Here is a 21298-nt window from a genome sequence, read left to right as displayed (position 1 = left end):
CAGCCGAGGGCTACGCGAGCAGTTCGAGGATCTTTTTCGTCACCGCGGCCGCCGTCGGATGCTCCCACAGCAGCGTCGGCGACAGCGTCAGCCCGATCTGCTTTTCCAATCGACGTCGCACGGCGACGGTCATGATCGAGTCGACGCCCATTTCGATCAACGGAAGGTGGGGGTCTACGCCGTCCTCGGGGAGACCGAGTTGGCCCGCTATCGCGGCGAATACCCGTTCCGCCACCCAATCGGAGGCCTCGGCGGGATCCTCGGGCAAGCCCGCCTGTACCGGATCGCGCGATTCGACGACGTCGGATTCGGCGGGGGCGATGTCGGCAAGCATGGCTACCGACGCCGCGAGCGGCGTGACCGGCAGTACGACAGCGTTGGCTTGGTCATCGCGCATCGCCAGGTCCAGCGCCCACATCGCATCGTCGGCGCTGACGGTTTCCATCCCCATGGACTCGAGCTGCGCGGCAACGTACTCGGAGGTCGACCCCATCCCCAGACCACGCCACGCCGTCCAGGCGACGCTGATGGTTCGGTCACCCAGCTTGCGGCGTTGCCGGGCGAACGCATCGAGAAACGCATTTCCGCACGCGTAGGCGCCCTGACCCGGAAAGCCGGTGAGGTAACCACATGACGAGAACAGCAGCATCCAGTTCAGCGTCCCCGGTGGGAACATTTCATCAAGCACCCGTGCGCCGGTGACTTTTGCGTGCATGGAAGCGTCGACCTGCGCAAGCGTGGTGTCAGTCAGCAGCGCGCCGGTCTCGATACCTGCGGCATGCACTACCCCGAGTACCGGCGGCAGATCCCTCAACGCGTGGTGCAGGGCCGCCGCAGCCCCGGCTGCGCCGATGTCGACGGCGGCCACTCGCACGAATACCCCGCGTTCCTCCAGCGATCGGACCGTCTGCGCCAACCCCGGGTTCGCCGGGGCATCCGCGAGTGCCCTGTCCGGCATTCCCGAACGCGACACGAGCACAAGGCGTCTGGCGCCGAGGTCGACCAACCGGTGGGCCATCTGCCGTCCGAGGGCGCCGGTACCCCCGGTGATCAGGTAGGTACCGCCCGGCGAGCACTGCATCGGTTCACCGACGCACGTCGCGGGCGCCAGGCGTGCGGTGTAGGCGATGCCGTCACGCACCACCACCACCCCGTGTCCGGTCAGGGAACTCAGCGCGGGTACGGGCAGCTGGGGCTCGGACAGCTCCTCAAACAGGTCCAAGACCCCGCCCCAGAGCTGAGGGTGTTCGGCGGCGGCCACCCGGGACAGACCCCATAGCGGCGCCTGCTCGATATCGGTGCCTTCATGCACGTTTCGGGTCAGCACCCACAGCCGTGCCTTAGAGCCCTGTCCTACCAGGCATTTCAGTGTCCGCAGGACTAAGTCGATGGACACCCTCGGCTCATCGCGCGGCTCGGTCAATACCAGGACCACCGCACCGGAACCAGAGCTTGCGTCACCAGACCTTAGTTCCGCAGGGTCTGCAACGCTGCGGGTAGGCACGCCGGCAGCGGCCAGATCGCGGGTACACCATGCTCGCGTTTCGTCGGTGCCGCCGATCAGGGTGACGTGCTCGGGGCGATCGGTGTCACGCCACGCTGTCGGGTGCCACGCCAATCTGTGTACCAGGCGGCTGGATTCACGTGCTCCGGACCGCTCGAGATCTTCGAAGGCCAACCCGGTCATCGCGACCAGCACCGTGCCGGCAAGGTCGGTGATCACGACGTCGGTGATCGCTCCTGCTGCGCGGCGGCGCGCGTGGAGTACGGCCTCGCCGCAAGGCGGGCCGCACACCGCCACCCGCTCAATACGCGCGGGCATCTTGAGGCGTCCGGGGTCGCTGAAAAGGACCGACGCCGTCGATGTCGCGGCATCGAGAAGTCCTGCCCAGGTCGCCGGAGTCGATCCGTCCGGCTCGGCGTTGACCCGCGCCAGCAATTCGCCGTCGCCGCAGCGCAGTTCCAGGATCTCCCACTCGAATCCCATGGCGGTGACACCGAGCGATTCCAGCAGGTCGATGACGCGGGTCGAAGGCAGCACCTCCGTGCAACGTCGTTGCACGGCCGGCAGTTCGAAGGCCGGCGCTGCGACGTCGTTGTTGACCTCGGCAACCGCCGTGCAATGGGTCAGCCAACCGCCCCCGGCCGGCGTGTCGTCTGGCTCCACGAGGCGTGAGGCCAGGCTCAGGCAGTGTTCCTGCAGCACCACCTGGATGTCGCGGGTCCGTCCGGGTGCGACCGGCGTGCGTAGCCGCACATCTGCCAAATCCGTTGTGGCGGCGTTCAGCATCGTGTTCAGGAGAACGGCGGCGGGGACGATCTCGGTGCCCTGTACGGGATGATCGCCGGGATAGGGCCGGTTGGACATATCCAGCCGGGTCTGCCACATGCGGGTGGGAACGGCGCCGGTGATATCCACTGGGCCGCCTAGGAGCGTGTGGGTATCGACGTCGTGAATCCCGCCGCCGGCCGGTGGGGGAGTCGGAGTGCGCCACAAGTGCTGATGCTGCCATTGGGTGACCGGCAGGTTGTCGGTCCAGGGCGAGGTGGCCGTGACGCCGTGCGGGAACGACGCCCCGTGGCAGTACAGCGAAGCCAGCGCACGGGTGACCGCGCGCAGCTCGGGCTGTTGACGCCGGAGGGTGGGGACCACGCCGTGCTCGTCGATCCCGAGGTGTGACAACGTTTCGGCAATCGAGTGCGAGACCACCGGATGGGCTGATATCTCCAGAAACAGTCGGTGCCCGTCGTCGGCCGCGGCGATAACGGCCTCAGCGAATCGCACTTGACCCCGTAGGTTGGCCACCCAATAGCGCGAGTCGCGGGGCGCCGTTGAGCGGGGATCGTCCAGCGCGGTCGTGTACAGCGGGACGGAGGGTTCGTCTGCCGGCGGGAGTCCTGCGGTAAGCCGGGCAAGGTCGTGGGTGAGTGCGTCCATCTGCGGGCTGTGGAAGGCCACGTCGGTGTTCACCCGACGCGCCGAAATGCCGTCGTCCGAACAGCGTTGGCAGATCTGATCGATTGCCTCGACGGTGCCGGAGACCACCGCGGACTCAGGTGTGGCGCTGATCGCCGCCACCACGTCGCTTCGCTGGCACAGGCGCCGTTGTGCCTCCTCGAGTGAGAGTCCCACCAGCGCCATCGCGCCGTGTCCGGCGACCCTGCGGAAACCGCGGGCCCGGTAGCACGCCACTTTGGCTCCCTGCGCCAAGTCGAGAACACCGGCTGCCACGCATGCGGCGACCTCGCCGACCGAATGACCGATGATGGCTGCCGGAGTGACGCCGCGCTCGGCCAACAATGCGGCGAGGCCGGCTTGAATCGCGAAGGTCAACGCCTGCACCCGGTCGGTGGCGCCCAGGTCTCCGGTGCTCAGCGCTTCGCGGGCGGAGAATCCCAACTCCGCTTGAAATACCGGATCGATTTCGTCGATGACGGCGGCGAAGGCGGGCTCATTTGTCAGCAGTTCGCTGCCCATGCCCTCCCAGTGCGATCCATGCCCGGAGAAAACCCAGACGGCGCCATCCGAGCCGCCGGGTACCACGGCACCGGTGACCACGGCAGGTTGTTGGGCGTCGTTCGCCAGCGAATCCAGACCGGCCACCAGTTCGTCGCAGTTGTCGGCGAGCACGGCCGCGCGGATCCGGTCGTGCGAACGCCGGGTCCACAGTGTCGCCGCCACCTGTTCCACGGAGCAGTCGCGGGCTCGCAGGTGGCCGGCCAATGCATCGGCCTGGCGAGCCAATCGGGCGTGCGTGCGCGCGGAGATCGGAACGACGACCGGCACGGCAGCGGGCGCCGGGACCGGCCCGGGGTGCTCGGCGGGCCCCGGCGGCGCTTCTTCCAGGACGATGTGGGCGATGGTGCCCCCATAGCCGTAACTGCACACCGCGGCGCGGCGCCGTCTGTGCTGCTGTCGGGGCCAGGCCTCGACCTCGGTGGCGACCCGCAGGCCGCTGTCCGCCCAGTCGATGGCTGTGGTGAGTTTGCTGATCCCGGCTGTCGGCGGGATTGCCTCCTGATGGAGCGCCAGTGCCGCCTTGATGAGGCCGACCACCCCCGCTCCGCCTTCGAGGTGGCCCGTATTGGGCTTCACCGATCCGACCAGGCACGGCGCGGTCGAGGAGCGTCCGGCGCCGTATACCGCAGCGAGAGCGGCCAGTTCGACCCGATCGCCGACCGGTGTACCGGTCCCGTGCGCCTCGACGAAGTCAACGCTGGTGGGCTCGATCTCGGCGGACGCGCAGGCAAGCCGGAACAGATCTTCCTGGGCCCTACCGTTGGGCGACATGATGCCCGGCGTGTTGCCGTCATGGGCGACCGCGCCACCACGGACCACGGCCAGCACCGGGTTGCCGTCCCGTCTGGCGTCGCCGAGACGCTTGAGGACCACCACTGCCGCGCCCTCTCCGCGGCCGTAGCCGTCGGCCGCCATGTCGAACGTTTTGGACCGACCGTCCGGTGCGGTGGCGCCAGCCTGATCGAGCACCCGGGTCAAACCGGGCCCGATCAGCGCGCTCACGCCGCCAGCCAGCGCGAGTGACGTTTCGCCGGTACGTAATTGCTGACACGCTTGATGTACCGCCACCAACGATGCGGCGCACGCCGCGTCGAGGGCGACACTGGGACCACGAAGATCAAGTAGGTGTGAGACCCGGTTGGCGACTCCGCACAGTGCTGTTCCGATGCCGGCCCAGGCCTCGATGCCGGGCAGGTCTTCCATGATCAACTTGCCGTAGTCGTCGGCGTTGACCCCCATCAACACCGCGGTGTCGCTGCCCGCCAACGACCGGGGTGCGATACCGGCGTGCTCGATTGCCTCCCAGCACACTTCGAGTGCGAGACGCTGCTGCGGATCCATCAGTTCGGCCTCGCGCGGCGAGACGCCGAAGAACTCCGCGTCGAAGCCGGCAAGATCGTCTAAGAAGGTGCCCCACGGTGTGGTGTCCCGCAGCACCGCGGCGTTTCGCGGGTCACGCCGCAGATACGGCTCCCAGCGTTCGGCAGGTACCTGCCGAACCGCACTGCGACGGTCGAGCAGAAACCGCCAGAAGTCCGCCGGTGTGGCGATATCACCGGCCAGTCGGCATCCGATGCCGATGATGGCGATAGGTTCGGCAGTGTCGTCGGAGGGGACGGCGTGCTGGTGGATGCCGCGAGTCGTCATCTGCTGCCCACCTGGGCGACGATCTGCTTCTTGTCGACCTTCCCGACGGCGGTGATGGGCAGCGAGGGCATCGCAACGAGCATGTCCGGGCGAGAATGGGCAGAGACGCCGCGCTCGTCCAGGTAGCGGTTGAGTTCGGCGAGGCCGATCTGCTCGCTCTTGAAGGTCACTGCAGCGCAGATCTTTTCACCCAGAAACTCGTCCGGTAGCGCAATCGCGGCGGCAGCCGAGACAGCCGGGTGGGTAAGGATGTGCTCCTCGATGTCAGACGCCGAAACTGTCTCACCGCCACGGTGAATCACGTCCTTGATCCGCCCGGTGACTTCCACGTTGCCGGCGAGCGGACCGTCGGCGAAGATACGCACCTGGTCTCCGGTCCGGAAGAATCCATCGGGGCTGAACGACCGCGCATTGGCCTGATCCGCTCGGTAGTAGCCGTTGAGCGTGTACGGCCCGCGCACCAGCAGTTCGCCTTCCTCACCCGGCGCCACGTCCTGGCCGTTGTCGTCGACGACGCGCAGTTCGTCGTGTGGTGACATCGGCCGGCCCTGCGTCTGCTCGACGACCTCGGCGGGGTCGCCGGGGCGAGTGAAATTCAGCATTCCCTCGGCCATTCCGAAAATCTGCTGCAGCCCCGGCCCCAGGGTCTCCCGGAGATAGCGGGCTTCGTCGGGCGCCATCCGTGATCCACCCACTTGCAGCAATCGCAGCGCTGTCGGCGGATTCGGCTCCCAATCGCAGGCTTGAGCCCACAGCTTCGCCAGGGCGTTGACCAGCGCGGTGGCGGTCACGCCGTGCCGGTGGATCAGCGCAAAAGCGGCTTCGGGGCTGGGGTCGGCGGTGAACACCGTGGCGGCGCCCACCGACATCGCGCCCAACATTCCCGGGCATCCCAGCGGAAAGTTATGACCGGCGGGAAGCGCCACCAGGTAGACGTCGTCGCCGGTCAGTTCGCACGCCTGAGCGCAGGCGGTCGTGTTGTAGACGTAGTCGTCATGGGTGCGGGGAATGAGCTTGGGCATGCCGGTCGTGCCACCCGATACCAGCAGCAGAGCGGGCGTGGTGGTGTCGACATCGACGCGCTGAAGGGCCGGACCGGCGCATTGGGCAACTGTCGACCACGCCGTGAACGGTCCGGGATCTCCATCGACGATGACGTGCTGCAGCCTGGGGCGGCTTTCGGTGACGCGCGCGGCAAGTTCGCGGTAATCGAAACCGCCTGCACGGTCGGCGATTATCAGAGCCACCGCGTCACTCACGTCGGCGAAGTGGCCGAGCTCGGCGGCACGGTGGCCCGGCAAGCACATCACCGGCACGGCGCCGGCCCGCAGTATGCCGAAAAACGCCAGCGCGAACTGTGTCGAGTTCGGCAGCTGAAGCAGGACGCGGTCGTCCGCAGCGATGCCGAGCCGCGCCAGGCCTGCCGCGAAACGGTCGGCAGCCGAATCGAGTTCGGCAAAGGAATAGCTGCGGGCCGAATCGATGACCGCAGGCCGCTGTGGCCACGTGGCCGCCGCCTCGGTGAGGATCGAGTCCAAGGTGCGTCCGGTCCAGTAACCCGCTTGTCGATACTCGGTGGCGCGGTCAGCCGGGAAGGGCACGAAGCCGGCGAGGAGTCCGTCGGGTTCGGGCTGGAGCACAACGCTCATCCAGTCGAACCACCCCTCGGTCAATCATGGTGGTGTGCGACCGACCCCCATGAGATAGCCTTCGTAAAGTTAGGCCATCCTATACTAACTTAAGGAGACGTCGTGCGCGGTGGTGCGACACCTTCGCAGGCGGTCCGTGACGAGGTCGCCGAACTGCTTGGCGTGAGTCCAGACACCATTGATCCGGCGCAGGACCTGATCGCGTCGGGCCTGGATTCGATCCGAATGATGTCGTTGTCGGGCCGCTGGCGAAAACGGGGGATCGACGTCGATTTCGCGACCCTGGCGGCCGATCCCACCGTTCGGGCGTGGTCGGACCTGGTTGCCGCGCACGCTCCAGGGGCCGACGCGCTCGACGCCGCGCCGGAGACCGGCGCCTCGTCCGCGGACCACGGCGACCCCGCAGCGCCGTTTCCCCTTGCGCCGCTGCAACACGCCTACTGGGTGGGCCGAAACCATCAGCAGCAACTCGGTGGGGTAGCCGCGCACCTGTACGTCGAATTCGACGGTGCCGGCGTCGATCCCGAGCGTCTGGCCGCGGCGGCTGCCGAACTGGCCGCCCGCCACCCGATGTTGCGGGTCGAGATCATGACCGACGGCACCCAACGCATCGGAGACCGTGCGCTGCCGGTCAAGATCAGTGACCTGCGCGCCCTGGATGCCGAGGCCGTCGAGCAGCAGCTGCTTTCGACGCGCGAGGCCAAGTCTCACCAGCTGCTCGACGGCGAGGTGCTTGAGCTGAGCCTGTCTCTGCTGCCGGGCGGGCGAACGCGACTGCATGTCGATCTGGACATGCAGGCGGGTGATGCCGTGAGTTACCGCCGATTCATGTCGGACCTGGCGGTGCTCTACGCAGGTGGAACCCCGCCGCAGCTGGACTACACCTATCGGGAGTATCGCGCCGCCATGGCCCCGCTGGAGGCGGCACGGTCGGCTGAGGATCAGCCCTGGTGGAGCGAACGGATACCGAATCTGCCCGGCCCGCCGTCGTTGCCGCTCGTCCCGACATCTGAGCAGTCGAATCCCCGACGCAGCGTTCGGCGTTGGCACTGGTTCGACGCAGCAGCCCGCGAGGCACTGTTCGCTGCGGCCCGCAGCCACGGCGTCACGCCGGCGATGGCGTTCGCGGCGTCTTATGCCGGGACCTTGGCCCGATGGTCCACCAGCCGTCGGTTTTTGCTGAACCTGCCGATGTTCGGCCGTGAGCCGTTCCACCCGCAGGTAGACATGCTGGTCGGCGACTTCACGTCGTCGTTGATGCTCGATGTCGATCTGACGCAGGCGCACTCCCCGTTGTCGCGGGCGGTCGCAGTACAGGAGGCGCTGCACTCCAGCGCGCGCCACCGCGGCTATTCCGGGCTATCGGTGCTGCGCGAGCTGAGCCGCCACCGCGGTGTCCAGACGCTGGCCCCGTTCGTATTCACCAGTGGACTCGGTCTGGGTGATCTGTTCGGTGGTGAGGTGACCGAGCTGTTCGGCGCGCCGGTGTGGACGATCTCCCAGGGGCCGCAGGTGTTGCTGGATGCTCAGGTGACACCGCTGGGCGGCGGCCTGCTGGTGAACTGGGACGTCCGTGAGGAGGCGTTCCAGCCCGGTGTCGTCGATGCCATGTTCGGTCACCAACTCGATGAACTGCACCGGCTTGCCGACCCCGACGCCTGGACCGCGCCCGATCCACCGGAGGTCCCCGAATCCCAGCGGGTTGTGCGGGCGGCGGTGAACAGCACCGTCGCCGACTCCAGCGGCGAGGCGCTGCACACCGGGTTCTTCCGGCAGGCAGAGCGCCAACCCGATGCTCCAGCGGTGTTCGCCCGTTCCGGCGAGCTGAGCTACCGGCAGTTGCGTGATCAGGCGCTGGCGGTAACCGCCGCCCTGCGTGCCGAGGGGGTGCAGGGCGGTGACACGATCGCGGTGCTGGGACCGAAGAACGCCGAGCAGCTGCCGGCCGTGCTGGGGATCCTGGCCGCGGGGGCGGTGTATCTGCCCATCGGTGCCGACCAGCCCCGTGAGCGGGTGGAACGTCTACTGCAGACCGGATCCGTCCGCCTGGCGTTATTGTCCGGCGCGCAGCAGACACCGTCGTCGGTGCCCGCGCTCCGGCTAGCCGAGCTGCTTTCCGGCCCGACGAGTCCGGATGAATCGATTTCTGTCGCAAGCGATCCCGAAGCGCCGGCCTACGTTCTGTTCACTTCGGGCTCCACTGGAGAGCCCAAGGGCGTGGAGCTCACGCACGACGCGGTGATGAACACCGTCGAGTTTCTGCTCCGGCATTTCGACATCGGTGCCGGCGACCGCTGGCTGTCGCTGGCGACGTTGGAGTCCGACATGTCGGTGCCGGACATCTTCGCCAACCTGCGTGCGGGTGGGGCGATCGTCGTGGTCGACGAAGACCAGCGCCGTGACCCCGACGCCTGGGCCAGCCTGATCCAGGCGCACCAGGTCACCGCTCTCAACTTCATGCCCGGCTGGCTCGAGATGCTGCTCGCGGTCGGTGAGGGACGGTTGTCGTCGCTGCGGGCCGTGGCCGTCGGCGGAGACTGGGTGCGCCCGGAGTTGGCCCGCCGGCTGCGGCTGCAGGCCCCCCGAGCCCGCTTCGCGGGGTTGGGTGGCGCCACCGAAACGGCGGTGCACGCCACCATTTTCGAGGTTGACGAGGCGGCGGGGCTACTGGCGAACGGCAGCTCGGTGCCCTACGGTGTGCCGCTGCCGAACATGGCTTGCCGGGTGGTCAGCGAAAGCGGCAGCGATTGCCCGGATTGGGTGATCGGCGAACTCTGGGTGACCGGACGCGGCATCGCCCGCGGCTACCGCGGTCGCCCCGACCTCACCGCGGAGCGCTTCGTCGAGTATCCACTGCACGGTGTGACGCGCAGCTGGTACCGAACCGGGGACCTCGCCAGGTACTGGCCGGACGGCACGCTGGAATTCGTCGGCCGCGCTGATCACCGCATCAAGATCAGCGGTTACCGCGTCGAACTCGGTGAGGTTGAGGCCGCGCTGGGAAGAATTCCCGGCGTACATGCCGCGGTGGCTGCGGTCCTGCCTGCCCCCGGTGGCTCAGACGGGCTCGCGGCGCTGGTCCGCGTGGACGAAGATTCGGGTTTGACGGCAGGCCGGATTCGCGATGCGCTGATCGATCTCGTTCCCGCGCACATGATTCCGCGTTGGATCTCGCCGGTGGATCGGATCCCGTTCACCGATGCCGGCAAGATCGACCGTGCGGCCGTTGCCAGCCGGCTTGACCAGGAGTTCGGCCAACTCGGCGGCGCGACGGGATCTGTCACCGGGCCGCGATCGACCTTGGAGCGGGCGCTGTGCCATATCGTCGCGGGGGTCTTGGGCTGTGACGGTGACGCCGTGGATGTTCACGACGACTTCTTTTCGCTCGGCGGTGATTCGGTCCTCGCAACGAAGGTCGTGGCCGAGATCCGGGTGTGGCTCGATTCGCCGCGGACGATGGTGTCAGACATGTTCGCTGCCCGCACGGTTGCCGCGCTGGCCGAGGTACTCACCGGCCGGGAAAGTGACGCCGGCCGAATGGAGTCGGTTGCCGAGGCGTATCTCGAAGTCGCGGCGATGTCGGAGGCCGACGTGATGGTGGCACTCGATGCAGGTTCGGCCAACGGGTGATGGTGGCGAATTCAGCCGAGCCGGCCGACCCTGGGCTTGAGCTGTGCGGCTGAGGCGAACGTCGCTGATATGGCTGCGCAGTGGCGGCCGTCGGACCTGTCACCGTGGTAACGGCCGACCGGCAATGTATTGCGCCTGGCCCGGGTAGCTGCTACCCGAGCCCGGCATCCGCACTGCGCGAGCGTGCGTGCTTTCGCGGTAAACATCGGCGTGTCTAGCGCAGACACGCACGCTCGCGCAGGCGGCGGTACCTGCGTGGTGCGCAGGCCGTGTGCAGTTAGTTGAACAGGCCGGTCAGCCAGTCCAGGTCGAACAGGCCGGGGTCTGCCAGCGAGGCGCCGACGTCAGGGTCCACTACTTCGTCTACCGGCAGGTTCGCGGTCAGCGCTTCGGCGATCCGGCTGGGGAGCACGTCGAGGAAGTAGGAGAAGGTGCCTTGCTCGGTGAGCAGCCCCCACCACTGGCCGGTGTCTTCGCCGGTGTCCGAATCCCAGGTGATGTAGCCGTTGAGCAACGCGTCGAACGGGTCCTGTGCCACGTGTGCCACGCCGTCGGGCACGCCGCTCAGATTCTCCGACAACGCGAATGCGAAACCGGTGAGCGGTTCCATCAGGTACTTGGCGGTGGACTTCCAGAAGCTGAAGTCGCCGAAGAGCTCCTGCAGGTTCCCCAGAACGTGGGTCATGTCGGCGCCGATGCCCATCACGCCGGGCACCTCGAAGTCCTCGCCGCGCGGGACGTGGTCGAAGAGCGGCTGGAAGATGTTGTTCATGTTGTACAGCCAGTCGTTGTTGATCAGGTTCCAGACCTCGGTGAAGTCGCCGTTCTGGAAGGCCTCGAGCGCCTGCGGGATCATGTTCTCCAGCCCGAGGACTCGCCCACCGCCGGACCACATGATCTCGAGGCCGGCCTGCAGCCCGTCGAGGCTGTTCTGGGTGACCTCGCCGTAATAGCTGGACAGCTCGCCCAATGCCGTAGCGATCGGGTTCGGACCATTGAGCAGGTCCATGATGTAGTCGAGGTTCTCCGCCGTGGTCGCGGTGAGCTCCACGGCGGGCTGATGGGTGACCGCAGGGGCTAGCGGGCTGACCGGGCTGACGGCGAGCATGCCGGCGCCGGCCAGTGCGATGCCGGCCGCCAAGAGCCCGGTGGTCCGGGCGTAAGATTCGGTGCCGCGGTCCGCCGAACCGGCGACGAGAGCGAGCTGCATTGCTTCTCCTTATCGTGACCTCAACTTGGCATGAGGTACCTGTGTATTTGTAAATGCTCGCTTACATTAACCACATTTTTAGTTGTCAGGCAAGGCTAACCTAACTATGTGGGAACCGTCACAAACTAGGGTAAGCTAACCTTACTTTCAACGGTGGTGTAGCGTCCCTCGGCATGAGTGCCTCGCCATCCGATGCCGTCAGCGTCGCGCTGCGGGAGATCCTCCGCGATGATCTGAATGTCGACCTGACCAAGGTGACGGCGGAGTCGCGGCTGGTCGATGAGGTCGGCCTTGATTCGGTGGCTTTTGCGATCGGCATGGTCGCCATCGAGGATCGGTTGGGCGTGGCACTGTCCGAGGAAGACCTGCTGACCTGCGACACCGTCGGAGACCTCGAGGCCGCCATCCGGGCGAAAGCCCCCGCCGACGCGTGAGTGCGCTGGCAAGCGCCCTGACCAGGGCGATGACCGCCTCGGATGGGGACCTGGTGGTCTTCGACCAAGCCAGTGGCAGCTGGCAGCGTCACCCGTGGGCCCAGGTGCACGCCCGCGCTCAGGGGGTGGCGTCGAGGATTCTTGACACCGGCAGCGACGGCGCGGTCGGCCTGGTCGGGGAGCCGACCGTCGAACTGGTCGCCGCGATCCAGGGGGCCTGGCTGGCCGGGCGCAGTGTGTCGATCCTGCCCGGACCGGTCCGCGGCTGCGACCCGCAGCAATGGGCCCAGGCGACCCGAAAGCGGTTCAGCGGTATCGGTGTCGACACCGTCTTCACTCACGGCGGGCCCCGGCAGCTGCTGGACGATCCCGACGCCGCCATCACCGTGCACGATGTCACCGCCGCCGCCAGCGAGCCTTCGGCCGCCTTCAACGCGGTGACCGCCGCACCGGATGTGCCGGCAGTACTGCAGGGCACCGCCGGCTCCACCGGCACCCCCCGCACCGCCCAGCTGTTACCGGCAGCGGTGCTGGCCAACGTCGCCGGCCTGGCCGAGCACCTCAGCGTCGACTCGGCGACCGACGTCGGTTGCAGTTGGCTGCCGCTCTACCACGACATGGGGCTGACCTTCCTGCTCAGCGCGGCGTTGACCGGCTCCCCGCTGTGGCTGGCGCCCACCGCAGCGTTCGCTGCTTCGCCGTTTCGCTGGCTGAGCTGGCTGCACGACAGCGGGGCAACCTTGACTGCCGCACCCAACTTCGCTTACGGCGTGATCGGCAAGTATGCCCGTCGAGTGCCCGAAGTGGACCTGGGCCGGCTACGGGTGGCGATCAACGGAGGCGAGCCGGTCGACTGCGCCGCCCTGGAACGATTCGCCGCCGAACTCAGCAGATACGGCCTCGATCCCGGTGCTCTCATGCCGTCGTACGGCCTGGCCGAAGCCACCTGCGCGGTGACCGCACCACGGCCAGGGGCCGGCCTGCAGTACGACGAAATCGTCGGCGCGGCAGGCGATGACACCCCGGCGGTGCGCAGGCATGCGGTGCTCGGCGAACCGATTCCCGGGATGCAGGTCCGAATCGGCCCGGCAGCCGAACCTCACGAGGAGCTGTCGCAGCGTGAGGTCGGTGAGATCGAGATCCGCGGAACGTCGATGATGTCGGGCTATGTGGACCAGCCGCCGTTGGACCCGGACGGCTGGTTCGCGACCGGCGACCTCGGCTACTTCACCGACGCCGGACTGGTGGTCTGCGGTCGTGCCAAAGAGATCATCTCGATCGCCGGACGCAATGTGTTTCCCACCGAGATCGAGCGCGTGGCCGCCGAGGTGCGCGGTGTCCGCGATGGCGCGGTGGTGGCGGTCGGCACCGATGGGATCCGCGCGGGGCTGGTGATCGCTGCGGAGTTCCGCGGCCGCGACGAGGCCGGCGCGCGTGCCGACCTGATCTCGCGGGTGGCATCGCAGTGCGGGGTGGTGCCCGCAGATGTGGTGTTTCTGTCGCCGGGCTCGCTGCCGCGCACATCGTCGGGGAAGCTGCGGCGGCTGGAAGTCAAACGGAGCCTGGAGGTTATGAAGTGACCGACGTGACCGCCGGGCCCGACATCGCGACTTATCGAGCCTTGCTGGATGAGGTGTTCGATCAACGAGTTGCCGACTGGACTGCGGAAGCCGAAGTCACCGAACGGTTTCCACGTGAACTGATCGAGCACTTGGGCCGCACCGGCGTGTTCGCCGGCAAATGGTCCAACGACCAGCATCCCGACGTCGCCAAGCTGGTGGCGCTGGCGTTCAAACTGGGACAGCTGAGATCGGCCGGGATCGGTGTCGGGGTGAGCCTGCATGACTCCGCGATCGCGATCCTGCGTCGATTCGGGCGATCGGAGTACCTGAAGGACATCTGCGAGCAGGCCATTCGTGGCGAGGCGGTGCTGTGCATCGGGGCATCCGAGGAGTCCGGAGGCTCCGACCTGCAGATTGTCGAGACCGAAGTCCGTTCCGCGCGAGGCGGTTTCGATGTCCGCGGCCGCAAGAAGTTCGTATCGCTGTCACCGATCGCAGATCAGATCGTGGTGGTGGCGCGCGGTGTGGACCACGACGAGCACAGCCGCCACGGCAACGTCATGGTGATCGCGGTCCCGGCGTCCCAGGTGCAGGTCAACGAGCCCTACCGCAAGGTGGGGGCCGGACCGCTGGACACCGCCGCGGTCGATATCGACACCTGGGTGCCCGCTGATGCCCTGATCGCCCGCCCGGGCACCGGCCTGGCCGCGATCTCCTGGGGGCTGGCCCATGAACGCATGTCGATCGCCGGGCAGGTCGCCGCGTCGTGCCAGCTGGTGCTGGGGCTCACGCACGCTCGGATGATGCGCCGCCGACAGTTCGGCGCCACCCTGTTTCAGCACCAGGCGCTACGGATGCGCGTGGCCGACCTGCAAGCCCGTGTCGATCTGCTCCGCCACGCACTCAACGGCATCGCCGCCGACGGGCGGCTCGATCTGCGAACCGCCGCGGCCATGAAGGTCACCGCCGCCCGGCTGGGTGAAGAAGTGTTCTCCGAATGCATGCACATCTTCGGCGGTTCGGGCTACCTGGTCGACGAGACACCGATCGGGCGCTGGTGGCGGGACATGAAACTGGCCCGGGTCGGCGGCGGCACCGATGAAGTGCTCTGGGAGTTGGTGGCCGCCGGGATGCGTCCCGACTATGACGGCTACGACGAGCTGTTCGACAGCGGGTCGTCGTCGGGGTAGCGCAGTACCGCATACAGTGCCATCGTGCGATAACCCATGTCGTGTTCGCCGAGGAAGGTGCCGCCGACATATTCGGCCAGCCGACGCATCGCCGTATTGCGGTACTCGGGTTCGAACATCATCCGCCGGCACTGCGGTTCGAGGTCGAACACGCTTGTCATGACGCGCGGCAGCAGGATGGCCGCGAAGCCCCGATTGGCCACCGCCGCATCGGCGACGGCCCCGTGCATACCCAGATCGTGCGGGTCGGCGGCATAGTACTTGGCGATGGAATCTTTTGCGGCCCGGTACAACTCGATATAGCCATAATCTCGTCCGTGTCGGCTGACGATGAGCGGCCGAGTGAAAGTGCCGGCCACCTGGGCGCTCAGGTACCGATGCCAGCGTTCCGGCGGCCAGGCGGACTCCCATGTTTCCGCCAGGTGCGGCCGGTTCATCCACTCCGACACCATCTCCGCATCGGCATCCGGATCGGCCACCCGGATCGCGTACGGCTCGGCCAGTACCGGGATCGGGGGAGCAGGCACGCGGCGAACCTCGTCGGATATGTCGGTCAGCTCGCGGTGCAGGATGGCGGCGGCATCAGTCATAACGAACCGTTAGCCTACCGGAGGCCCTGTCCGTCAAAGTGAGGATAGGGTAACCTCGGTCGGGCTGGGCGGCGCGAGCGCCAGGCCCCACCCCGCGGGGCGGGTAACCGTCGGCGAAAGGACCTTGATGGCGCGCGGTTTGCAGGGCGCGATACTTAGGGGCTTCGGCGCCCGGGACCACGTCGTAACGGTGCTCGAGACCAGCTGGATCACCCCGCACTTCATCCGCATCTGGATGCACTCACCGACCCTGTTCACTGAGGCGAGTGTCGAACCCGCGGCCTGGCTGAGGTTCTGGTTCCCGGACCCGGATGGCTCGGACACCGAATTCCAGCGCGCTTACACCATCGCCGAGGGTGACGTCGCTACCGGGCGGTTCGCGATCGACATGGTGCTGCACGAACCGGCCGGGCCGGCCACCCGCTGGGCCCGCGCCGTGGAACCCGGAACCACCATCGCGGCGGTATCGCTGATGGGCTCCTCGCGCTTCGAGGCGCCCGAGGCCGACGCCCAGCCCGCCGGCTACCTGCTGGTGGGGGACTCGGCGTCGATTCCGGGAATCAACGGGATCATCGGGACGGTCGCGCCGGAGATACCGATTGAGCTCTATCTCGAACAGCACCATGACGAGGACCTGCTGATTCCGCTGCGTGAGCACCCCCGGCTGCGGGTGCACTGGGTGCCCCGCCGTGATGCGAGTTCGCTGGCCGCAGCCATCGAGGCTCGCGACTGGTCGGACTGGTATGCCTGGGCCACTCCCGAAGCCGCGACGCTCAAGGCGCTGCGGACCCGGCTGCGCGACGAGTTCGGGTTTCCCAAATCTGAGCTCCACGCGCAGGCCTACTGGACCGCCGGGCGTGCCATGGGCACCCAACGTGGGCCGGAGGCTCCGGTCGCCGAGCAGTCGGCGCCTGCTGCCCTGCCGGAGGCCGCGACGCCCGCCGCCACCGCGGCGACACCACGCGGCAGGTGGCGTGCCCAGGCGGCGGGCCGGCTGCTCAGTCCGCTGCGGGTGCCGCTGATCATCTCCGGTGTCCTGCAGGCATTGATCACACTGCTACAGTTGGCCCCGTTCGTGCTGCTGGTGGAGCTGGCCCGGCTGTTGGTTGCCGGCGCCGACGAGTCACGGCTGTGGACGCTGGCGATCGCGGCACTCTCGTTGCTGGGCCTGGGCACATTGCTGGGGGCTGGGCTGACGCTGTGGCTGCATGTCGTCGACGCCCGCTTTGCCAGCGCGCTGCGTACTCGATTGCTGAGCAAGCTGTCGCGGCTGCCGCTGGGCTGGTTCACCGCGCGCGGATCCGGATCGATCAAGCAACTGGTCGCCGACGACACCCTGTCGCTGCACTATCTGGTGACCCACGCCATCCCCGATGCGGTCGCTGCGGTTGTGGCGCCGGTCGCGGTGCTGGTCTACCTGTTCGCGGTGGACTGGCGGGTGGCGCTCGTGCTGTTCGTGCCGGTGCTGATCTACCTGGTGCTGATGTCGGTGATGATGACTCAGTCGGGTCCCAAGATCAGTCAGGCGCAGCGCTGGGCCGAGCGGATGAACGGCGAAGCCGGTACCTATCTGGAGGGGCAGCCGGTGATCCGGGTGTTCGGCGGGGTGGCCGCCTCGAGCTTCCGCCGCCGCCTCGACGAATACATCAATTTTCTGGTGGATTGGCAACGGCCCTTCATCGGCAAGAAGACGCTGATGGATCTGGTCACCCGCCCGTCGACGTTCCTGTGGCTGATCATGCTGACCGGTACCCCGCTTGTCATTCTCGACCGGATGGACCCGGTGAGCCTGCTGCCGTTTCTATTGCTGGGCACCACCTTCGGTGCCCGGCTGTTGGGTATCGGCCTGGGCGTCGGCGGAATCCGCGGCGGCATGCTGGCGGCTCGGCGACTGCAGATCGCGCTGGACGAACCCGAACTCGAGGTCGGTGTGCATGCGTCCGCGGCATCGGAGGCACCGCAGCCGGCCGGGACGGTGCGCTTCGAAGCGGTCAGCTTCGGTTACCGCCCGGGTGTGCCGGTGATCCGCGATGTGTCGCTGACGCTGCGGCCCGGCACGGTGACCGCTCTGGTCGGCCCGTCGGGATCCGGCAAGTCCACGCTGGCCGCTTTGCTGGCTCGCTTCCATGACGTGCAGGAGGGCGCGATAACCGTTGACGGACAGGATATTCGGTCCTTGTCTGCCGACGACCTCTATCGTCGTGTCGGGTTCGTGTTGCAAGAGACTCAGCTGGTTCACGGTAGCGTCCGCGACAACATCGCGCTGGCGGTGCCCGATGCGACGGATGAGCAGGTGCACCATGCTGCGCGCCAAGCCCAGATCCACGACCGGATCCTGCGGCTGCCCAACGGCTACGACACGGTGCTCGGCGCCGCCGCGGCGCTCTCCGGGGGTGAACGCCAACGTCTCACCATCGCTCGTGCCATCCTCGCCGACACCCCGGTGCTCATCCTCGACGAGGCCACCGCCTTCGCCGACCCCGAATCGGAATACCTGGTGCAGCAAGCCCTGAACCGGCTGACCAAGGACCGCACCGTGTTGGTCATCGCCCACCGGTTGCACACCGTCACCGGCGCGGATCAGATCGTGGTGCTCGACCACGGCGCCGTCGTCGAACAAGGCCGCCACGACCAACTGCTGGCGGCGGAGGGACGTTATCTGCAGCTGTGGGAGAGCGGACGCCGGGCGGTCGGCGTGGGAGCGGAGGCGACATCGTGATCCGCACCCTGATCCAGCTGATTCCGCGAGACCGCCGCGGCCGGCTTGTGGGCTACACCGTGCTGACGCTGTTGTCGGTGGTGGCGCGGGCGGTGGGCACCGTTTTGCTCGTCCCACTGGTGGCCGCGCTGTTCTCCGACAACCCGAGCCGTGCGCTGAGCTGGCTGGGCTGGCTGACCGCGGTGACCATTGCCGGCTGGCTGATCGACTTCGCGTGCGCACGAATCGGATTCGATGTCGGGTTCGCCGTCCTCGACCACACCCAGCACGATGTCGCCGACCGGCTGCCGGCGGTCCGGCTCGACTGGTTCACCGCCGACAACACCGCCACCGCCCGGCAGGCGATCGCCGCCACCGGCCCCGAGCTGGTCAGTCTCGTGGTCAACCTGCTGACCCCGCTGATCAGCGCCATCCTGCTGCCGCCGGCGATCGCGGTGGCGCTGCTCGGCGTCTCCTGGCAGCTGGGTCTGGCCGCCCTGGGCGGCGTGCCGCTGCTGCTGGGGGCGCTGTGGGCGGCCAACCGGCTCAGTGCCCGCGCCGACGTCGCCGCCGGGGAAGCCAACACCGCGCTGACCGAGCGCATCATCGAGTTCGCCCGCACCCAGCAGGCACTGCGCGCGGCGCGACGGGTCGAACCGGAACGCAGCACCGTCGGTGCGGCCCTGACTGCCCAGCACGGCGCGGCAATGCGGCTGCTGCTCATGCAGATTCCCGGCCAGCTGTTGTTCAGCCTGGCCAGCCAGGGTGCGCTGATCCTGCTCGCCGGCGCCACCACCGTGCTGACCGTGCGCGGCACCCTGGGCGTTCCGGAAGCCATCGCGCTGATCGTCGTGATCGCCCGCTACCTGGAACCGTTCACTACCATCAGCGAGCTGGGTCCGGCACTGGAATCGACGCGGGCCAGCCTGGAGCGAATCCGGGCCGTGCTGACCGCCCCGGCGCTGCAGGTCGGCGATGGTGAGCTGCCCGCTGGTGCCGGGGCTCCCCGGATCGAGTTCGACAACGTCACCTTCGGCTATGAGCCGGCCGGCGAGCCGGTGCTGGACCGGGTCAGTTTCACACTGGAGCCGGGCACCACGACCGCTATCGTCGGGCCATCCGGGTCGGGCAAGAGCACCATCCTGGCCCTGATCGCCGGCCTGCACGAACCGACTGGCGGGCGGGTCTTACTGGACGGAGTCGACACCGCCGAACTCGACGCGGTGTCACGCCGAGCGGCAAGCACCATGGTGTTCCAGCATCCCTACCTGCTGGACGGCACGATCCGCGACAACGTCCTGGTCGGAGACCCCGAAGCCGATCAGGAGGCCTTTGTTCGGGTTGCCGAGCTCGCCCGGGTTGACGAGCTGATCGCCAGATTGCCCGACGGTGCCGACACAAAAGTCGGAGAGGCCGGCGGGGCACTGTCCGGCGGCGAGCGTCAACGGGTCAGCATCGCGCGCGCCCTGCTCAAGCCCGCCCCGGTGCTGCTGGTCGACGAAGCGACCAGTGCCCTGGACACCGAGAACGAGGCCGCGGTCGTCGATGCGCTCGGCGCCGAGCTGCGCCCGCGCACCCGAGTGATCGTCGCGCACCGGCTGGCCAGCATCGCCCAAGCCGACCGCGTGCTGTTCCTCGACGACGGCCGGATCATCGAGGACGGCACGATCGAGGAATTACAGTCCGCCGGCGGGCGTTTCGACGAATTCTGGCGGCAACAGCATGATGCCGCCGGATGGCGCATCCACACCGGCTAGCGATGGTCGCAAGAACGGCGGAGCCGGGCGTAGCGGGCCATCGCCGTTGAGTCAGCGATGGTCGCAAGGGCGGCGGAGCCGGGCGTAGCGGGCCATCGCCATTGATTCCCGTGCGATCATTCCTACGGTGAACGCCGACGAGGACCCCGAGGCCCGGATCCGGGAACTGGAGCGCCCGCTGGCGGACTTCGCCAAAGCCGCCGAAGTCACCGTCTCCTCGGCCGGCGCCGAGCCGGCATCGCCGCCGGCAGGCCACGGGCGCGGGACCGCCGTGGCGGTCCGTGCGATGGCGGCGGTCTTCGTGACGGTCGCCGCCGCAGCGGTGTTCCTGATCTCGCGCGGACCAACCGGTACGACGCCCGGGTTCCCCACCGTGCCCAGCACTGCGGCGCCGACACCATCGCGATCGGTCCCGGTGGCGCCGCCCGCCCCGGCGTTGCCGGCCAACCCGACGCCGGGCCGCGCCGACACCATCACCGTCTCCGGGGCCGGGCAAGACAAGACCCTGGCGTGCGCCGGCAACCAGGTCTCGGTGAGCGGGGTCCGCAACACGATCACGCTCACCGGCCGGTGCGCGGGATTGACCGTCTCGGGCATCGGCAACATCATCACCGTCGACTTCACGCCCGCGATCACCACATCCGGTGTCGACAACCGGGTGACCTACCGCTTCGGGGATCCCGAGGTGAGCACCTCCGGGTTCGACAACGTCGTCGTACGTGGATGAGGCGGCTCGCCCGGCCGCGGAATCCGATCCGGCCCGGATGGACGCAGCCGGGCAGCTGTATCTGGCGGTGGCACAGCGGGATTCGGGGCGGCGGCCGATGCCCTCAGCCGATGACTTCTGACGCCCAGTATTCGCGCAGGCTGGCGATCTGTTCCCCGGCGAACTCCAGAATGGCGACTTCGCGCATCCGCTTGCGCTGCCCTTGGACGCGGTCATCGAAGGTGGCTTGCCATTCGGCGATCACCGTGGTGCCGTCGGTGGCGCGGTAGAGGTTGAGCAGCCGGGCGTCGATGTCGGCTTGGCCTTCCACGACCTTGGTCTGCCAATAGTCGCGGATCCCTGCTCGAGTGCGAATGGGTTCCTGGAGTACCCGCTCGTGGTAGGTCGCGTCGTCGGTGAAGATCGTGACGATGAGGTCTGGGTCCTGCTGCATCCAGGCGCGCAGGTAGGTGTCGATCGTGGCGCGGACATCCATCATGGGCAGGAGTGTGGCCCACGTGGCGGGCCCGCCATTGCCGAACGCGCATTCCCTGCGATGAAACCGGCGAGAAACCGGTCCCGGTACACGCTCGGTGGGGCGCCGGCCGGCAAACCGGCGGAGCGCTCGCCCGGATTTCCCGGCCGCCCCCGATGGGGGTAACCTTACCCGGGGAAATTAGGGCAGCCTTTACTAACACCCAGCGA

12 protein-coding genes and 1 pseudogene are annotated in these 21298 nt (G+C 67.8%); 8 read left to right on the top strand and 5 right to left on the bottom strand.

Translation table 11 applies throughout. The features are described from left to right. Window positions 1-10 precede the first annotated feature (10 nt). Both ACAG20_RS01745 and ACAG20_RS01740 read right to left on the bottom strand, forming a co-directional pair. On the bottom strand, window positions 11-5167 hold the full coding sequence (locus ACAG20_RS01745) for an SDR family NAD(P)-dependent oxidoreductase (RefSeq protein ID WP_370491309.1): 5157 nt from the start codon (window positions 5165-5167) through the stop codon (window positions 11-13). After that, window positions 5164-6816, bottom strand: coding sequence for a (2,3-dihydroxybenzoyl)adenylate synthase (locus ACAG20_RS01740; RefSeq protein ID WP_370491414.1), 1653 nt, complete (start codon window positions 6814-6816; stop codon window positions 5164-5166). The genes ACAG20_RS01745 and ACAG20_RS01740 overlap by 4 nt, the downstream gene beginning before the upstream one ends. Window positions 6817-6918: 102 nt before the next feature. Between ACAG20_RS01740 and ACAG20_RS01735 the strand changes: the two genes are divergently transcribed. Continuing rightward, a complete protein-coding gene (locus ACAG20_RS01735; RefSeq protein WP_370491308.1) occupies window positions 6919-10446 on the top strand; it encodes an amino acid adenylation domain-containing protein in 3528 nt (1175 codons plus the stop codon). Between the two features lie 277 nt (window positions 10447-10723). Here the strand turns inward: ACAG20_RS01735 and ACAG20_RS01730 are convergent, their stop codons facing one another. Next, the gene (locus ACAG20_RS01730; RefSeq protein ID WP_370491307.1) at window positions 10724-11656 is read right to left on the bottom strand and encodes a hypothetical protein; all 933 of its coding nucleotides are present in this window, start codon (window positions 11654-11656) and stop codon (window positions 10724-10726) included. Window positions 11657-11823: 167 nt separating this feature from the next. Here ACAG20_RS01730 and ACAG20_RS01725 point away from each other — a divergent pair. The 3 genes and pseudogenes from ACAG20_RS01725 to mbtN all read left to right on the top strand — a co-directional run. Then, window positions 11824-12090, top strand: a pseudogene (locus ACAG20_RS01725) (acyl carrier protein); the annotation flags it as partial. Further along, the gene (mbtM, locus tag ACAG20_RS01720; RefSeq protein ID WP_370491306.1) at window positions 12087-13670 is read left to right on the top strand and encodes a long-chain-fatty acid--ACP ligase MbtM; all 1584 of its coding nucleotides are present in this window, start codon (window positions 12087-12089) and stop codon (window positions 13668-13670) included. The pseudogene ACAG20_RS01725 and the gene mbtM, both read left to right, overlap by 4 nt. Window positions 13671-13675: 5 nt before the next feature. Further along, window positions 13676-14842 carry a mycobactin biosynthesis acyl-ACP dehydrogenase MbtN gene (gene mbtN / locus ACAG20_RS01715; RefSeq protein WP_370491413.1) on the top strand — a complete coding sequence of 389 codons (1167 nt, stop codon included), beginning with the start codon at window positions 13676-13678 and terminating at the stop codon, window positions 14840-14842. On the opposite strand, the gene ACAG20_RS01710 is transcribed toward mbtN, so the two are convergent. Beyond that, complete coding sequence (locus ACAG20_RS01710; protein ID WP_112684021.1) at window positions 14803-15432, bottom strand: GNAT family N-acetyltransferase; 630 nt, start codon at window positions 15430-15432, stop codon at window positions 14803-14805. The genes mbtN and ACAG20_RS01710 overlap by 40 nt on opposite strands. 127 nt (window positions 15433-15559) lie before the next feature. Between ACAG20_RS01710 and ACAG20_RS01705 the strand changes: the two genes are divergently transcribed. The 4 genes from ACAG20_RS01705 (at window position 15560) to ACAG20_RS01690 (ending at window position 20735) form a co-directional block, all read left to right on the top strand. Then, on the top strand, window positions 15560-18151 hold the full coding sequence (locus ACAG20_RS01705) for an ABC transporter ATP-binding protein/permease (protein ID WP_370491305.1): 2592 nt from the start codon (window positions 15560-15562) through the stop codon (window positions 18149-18151). After that, window positions 18148-19887: an ABC transporter ATP-binding protein gene (locus tag ACAG20_RS01700; protein WP_370491304.1), complete on the top strand. Its 1740-nt coding sequence runs from the start codon at window positions 18148-18150 to the stop codon at window positions 19885-19887. The genes ACAG20_RS01705 and ACAG20_RS01700 overlap by 4 nt, the downstream gene beginning before the upstream one ends. A gap of 127 nt (window positions 19888-20014) precedes the next feature. Beyond that, the gene (locus ACAG20_RS01695) at window positions 20015-20614 is read left to right on the top strand and encodes a DUF3060 domain-containing protein (RefSeq protein WP_370491303.1); all 600 of its coding nucleotides are present in this window, start codon (window positions 20015-20017) and stop codon (window positions 20612-20614) included. Then, window positions 20607-20735 carry a hypothetical protein gene (locus tag ACAG20_RS01690; RefSeq protein WP_370491302.1) on the top strand — a complete coding sequence of 43 codons (129 nt, stop codon included), beginning with the start codon at window positions 20607-20609 and terminating at the stop codon, window positions 20733-20735. The genes ACAG20_RS01695 and ACAG20_RS01690 overlap by 8 nt, the downstream gene beginning before the upstream one ends. Here the strand turns inward: ACAG20_RS01690 and ACAG20_RS01685 are convergent. Continuing rightward, entirely contained in the window at window positions 20718-21092 is a 375-nt protein-coding gene (locus tag ACAG20_RS01685; protein ID WP_234825519.1) for a nuclear transport factor 2 family protein, read from the bottom strand. The genes ACAG20_RS01690 and ACAG20_RS01685 overlap by 18 nt on opposite strands. Window positions 21093-21298: the final 206 nt, after the last annotated feature.

Origin of the sequence: Mycobacterium sp. pW045, from assembly GCF_041287085.1 — a bacterium.
Taxonomy (GTDB): Bacteria; Actinomycetota; Actinomycetes; order Mycobacteriales; family Mycobacteriaceae; genus Mycobacterium; species Mycobacterium algericum_A.
Note: the sequence above shows the minus strand (reverse complement) of the source record. Positions and strands in the feature narration are given on the sequence as shown.

Excerpts from the sequence above, each read along its gene's own strand:
- ACAG20_RS01745 (WP_370491309.1), bottom strand. The coding sequence starts at position 5,167 with ATGACGACTCGCGGCATCCACCAGCACGCCGTCCCCTCCGACGACACT.
- ACAG20_RS01710 (WP_112684021.1), bottom strand. The coding sequence starts at position 15,432 with ATGACTGATGCCGCCGCCATCCTGCACCGCGAGCTGACCGACATATCC.
- ACAG20_RS01740 (WP_370491414.1), bottom strand. The coding sequence starts at position 6,816 with ATGAGCGTTGTGCTCCAGCCCGAACCCGACGGACTCCTCGCCGGCTTC.
- ACAG20_RS01705 (WP_370491305.1), top strand. The coding sequence starts at position 15,560 with ATGGCGCGCGGTTTGCAGGGCGCGATACTTAGGGGCTTCGGCGCCCGG.
- ACAG20_RS01685 (WP_234825519.1), bottom strand. The coding sequence starts at position 21,092 with ATGATGGATGTCCGCGCCACGATCGACACCTACCTGCGCGCCTGGATG.
- ACAG20_RS01730 (WP_370491307.1), bottom strand. The coding sequence starts at position 11,656 with ATGCAGCTCGCTCTCGTCGCCGGTTCGGCGGACCGCGGCACCGAATCT.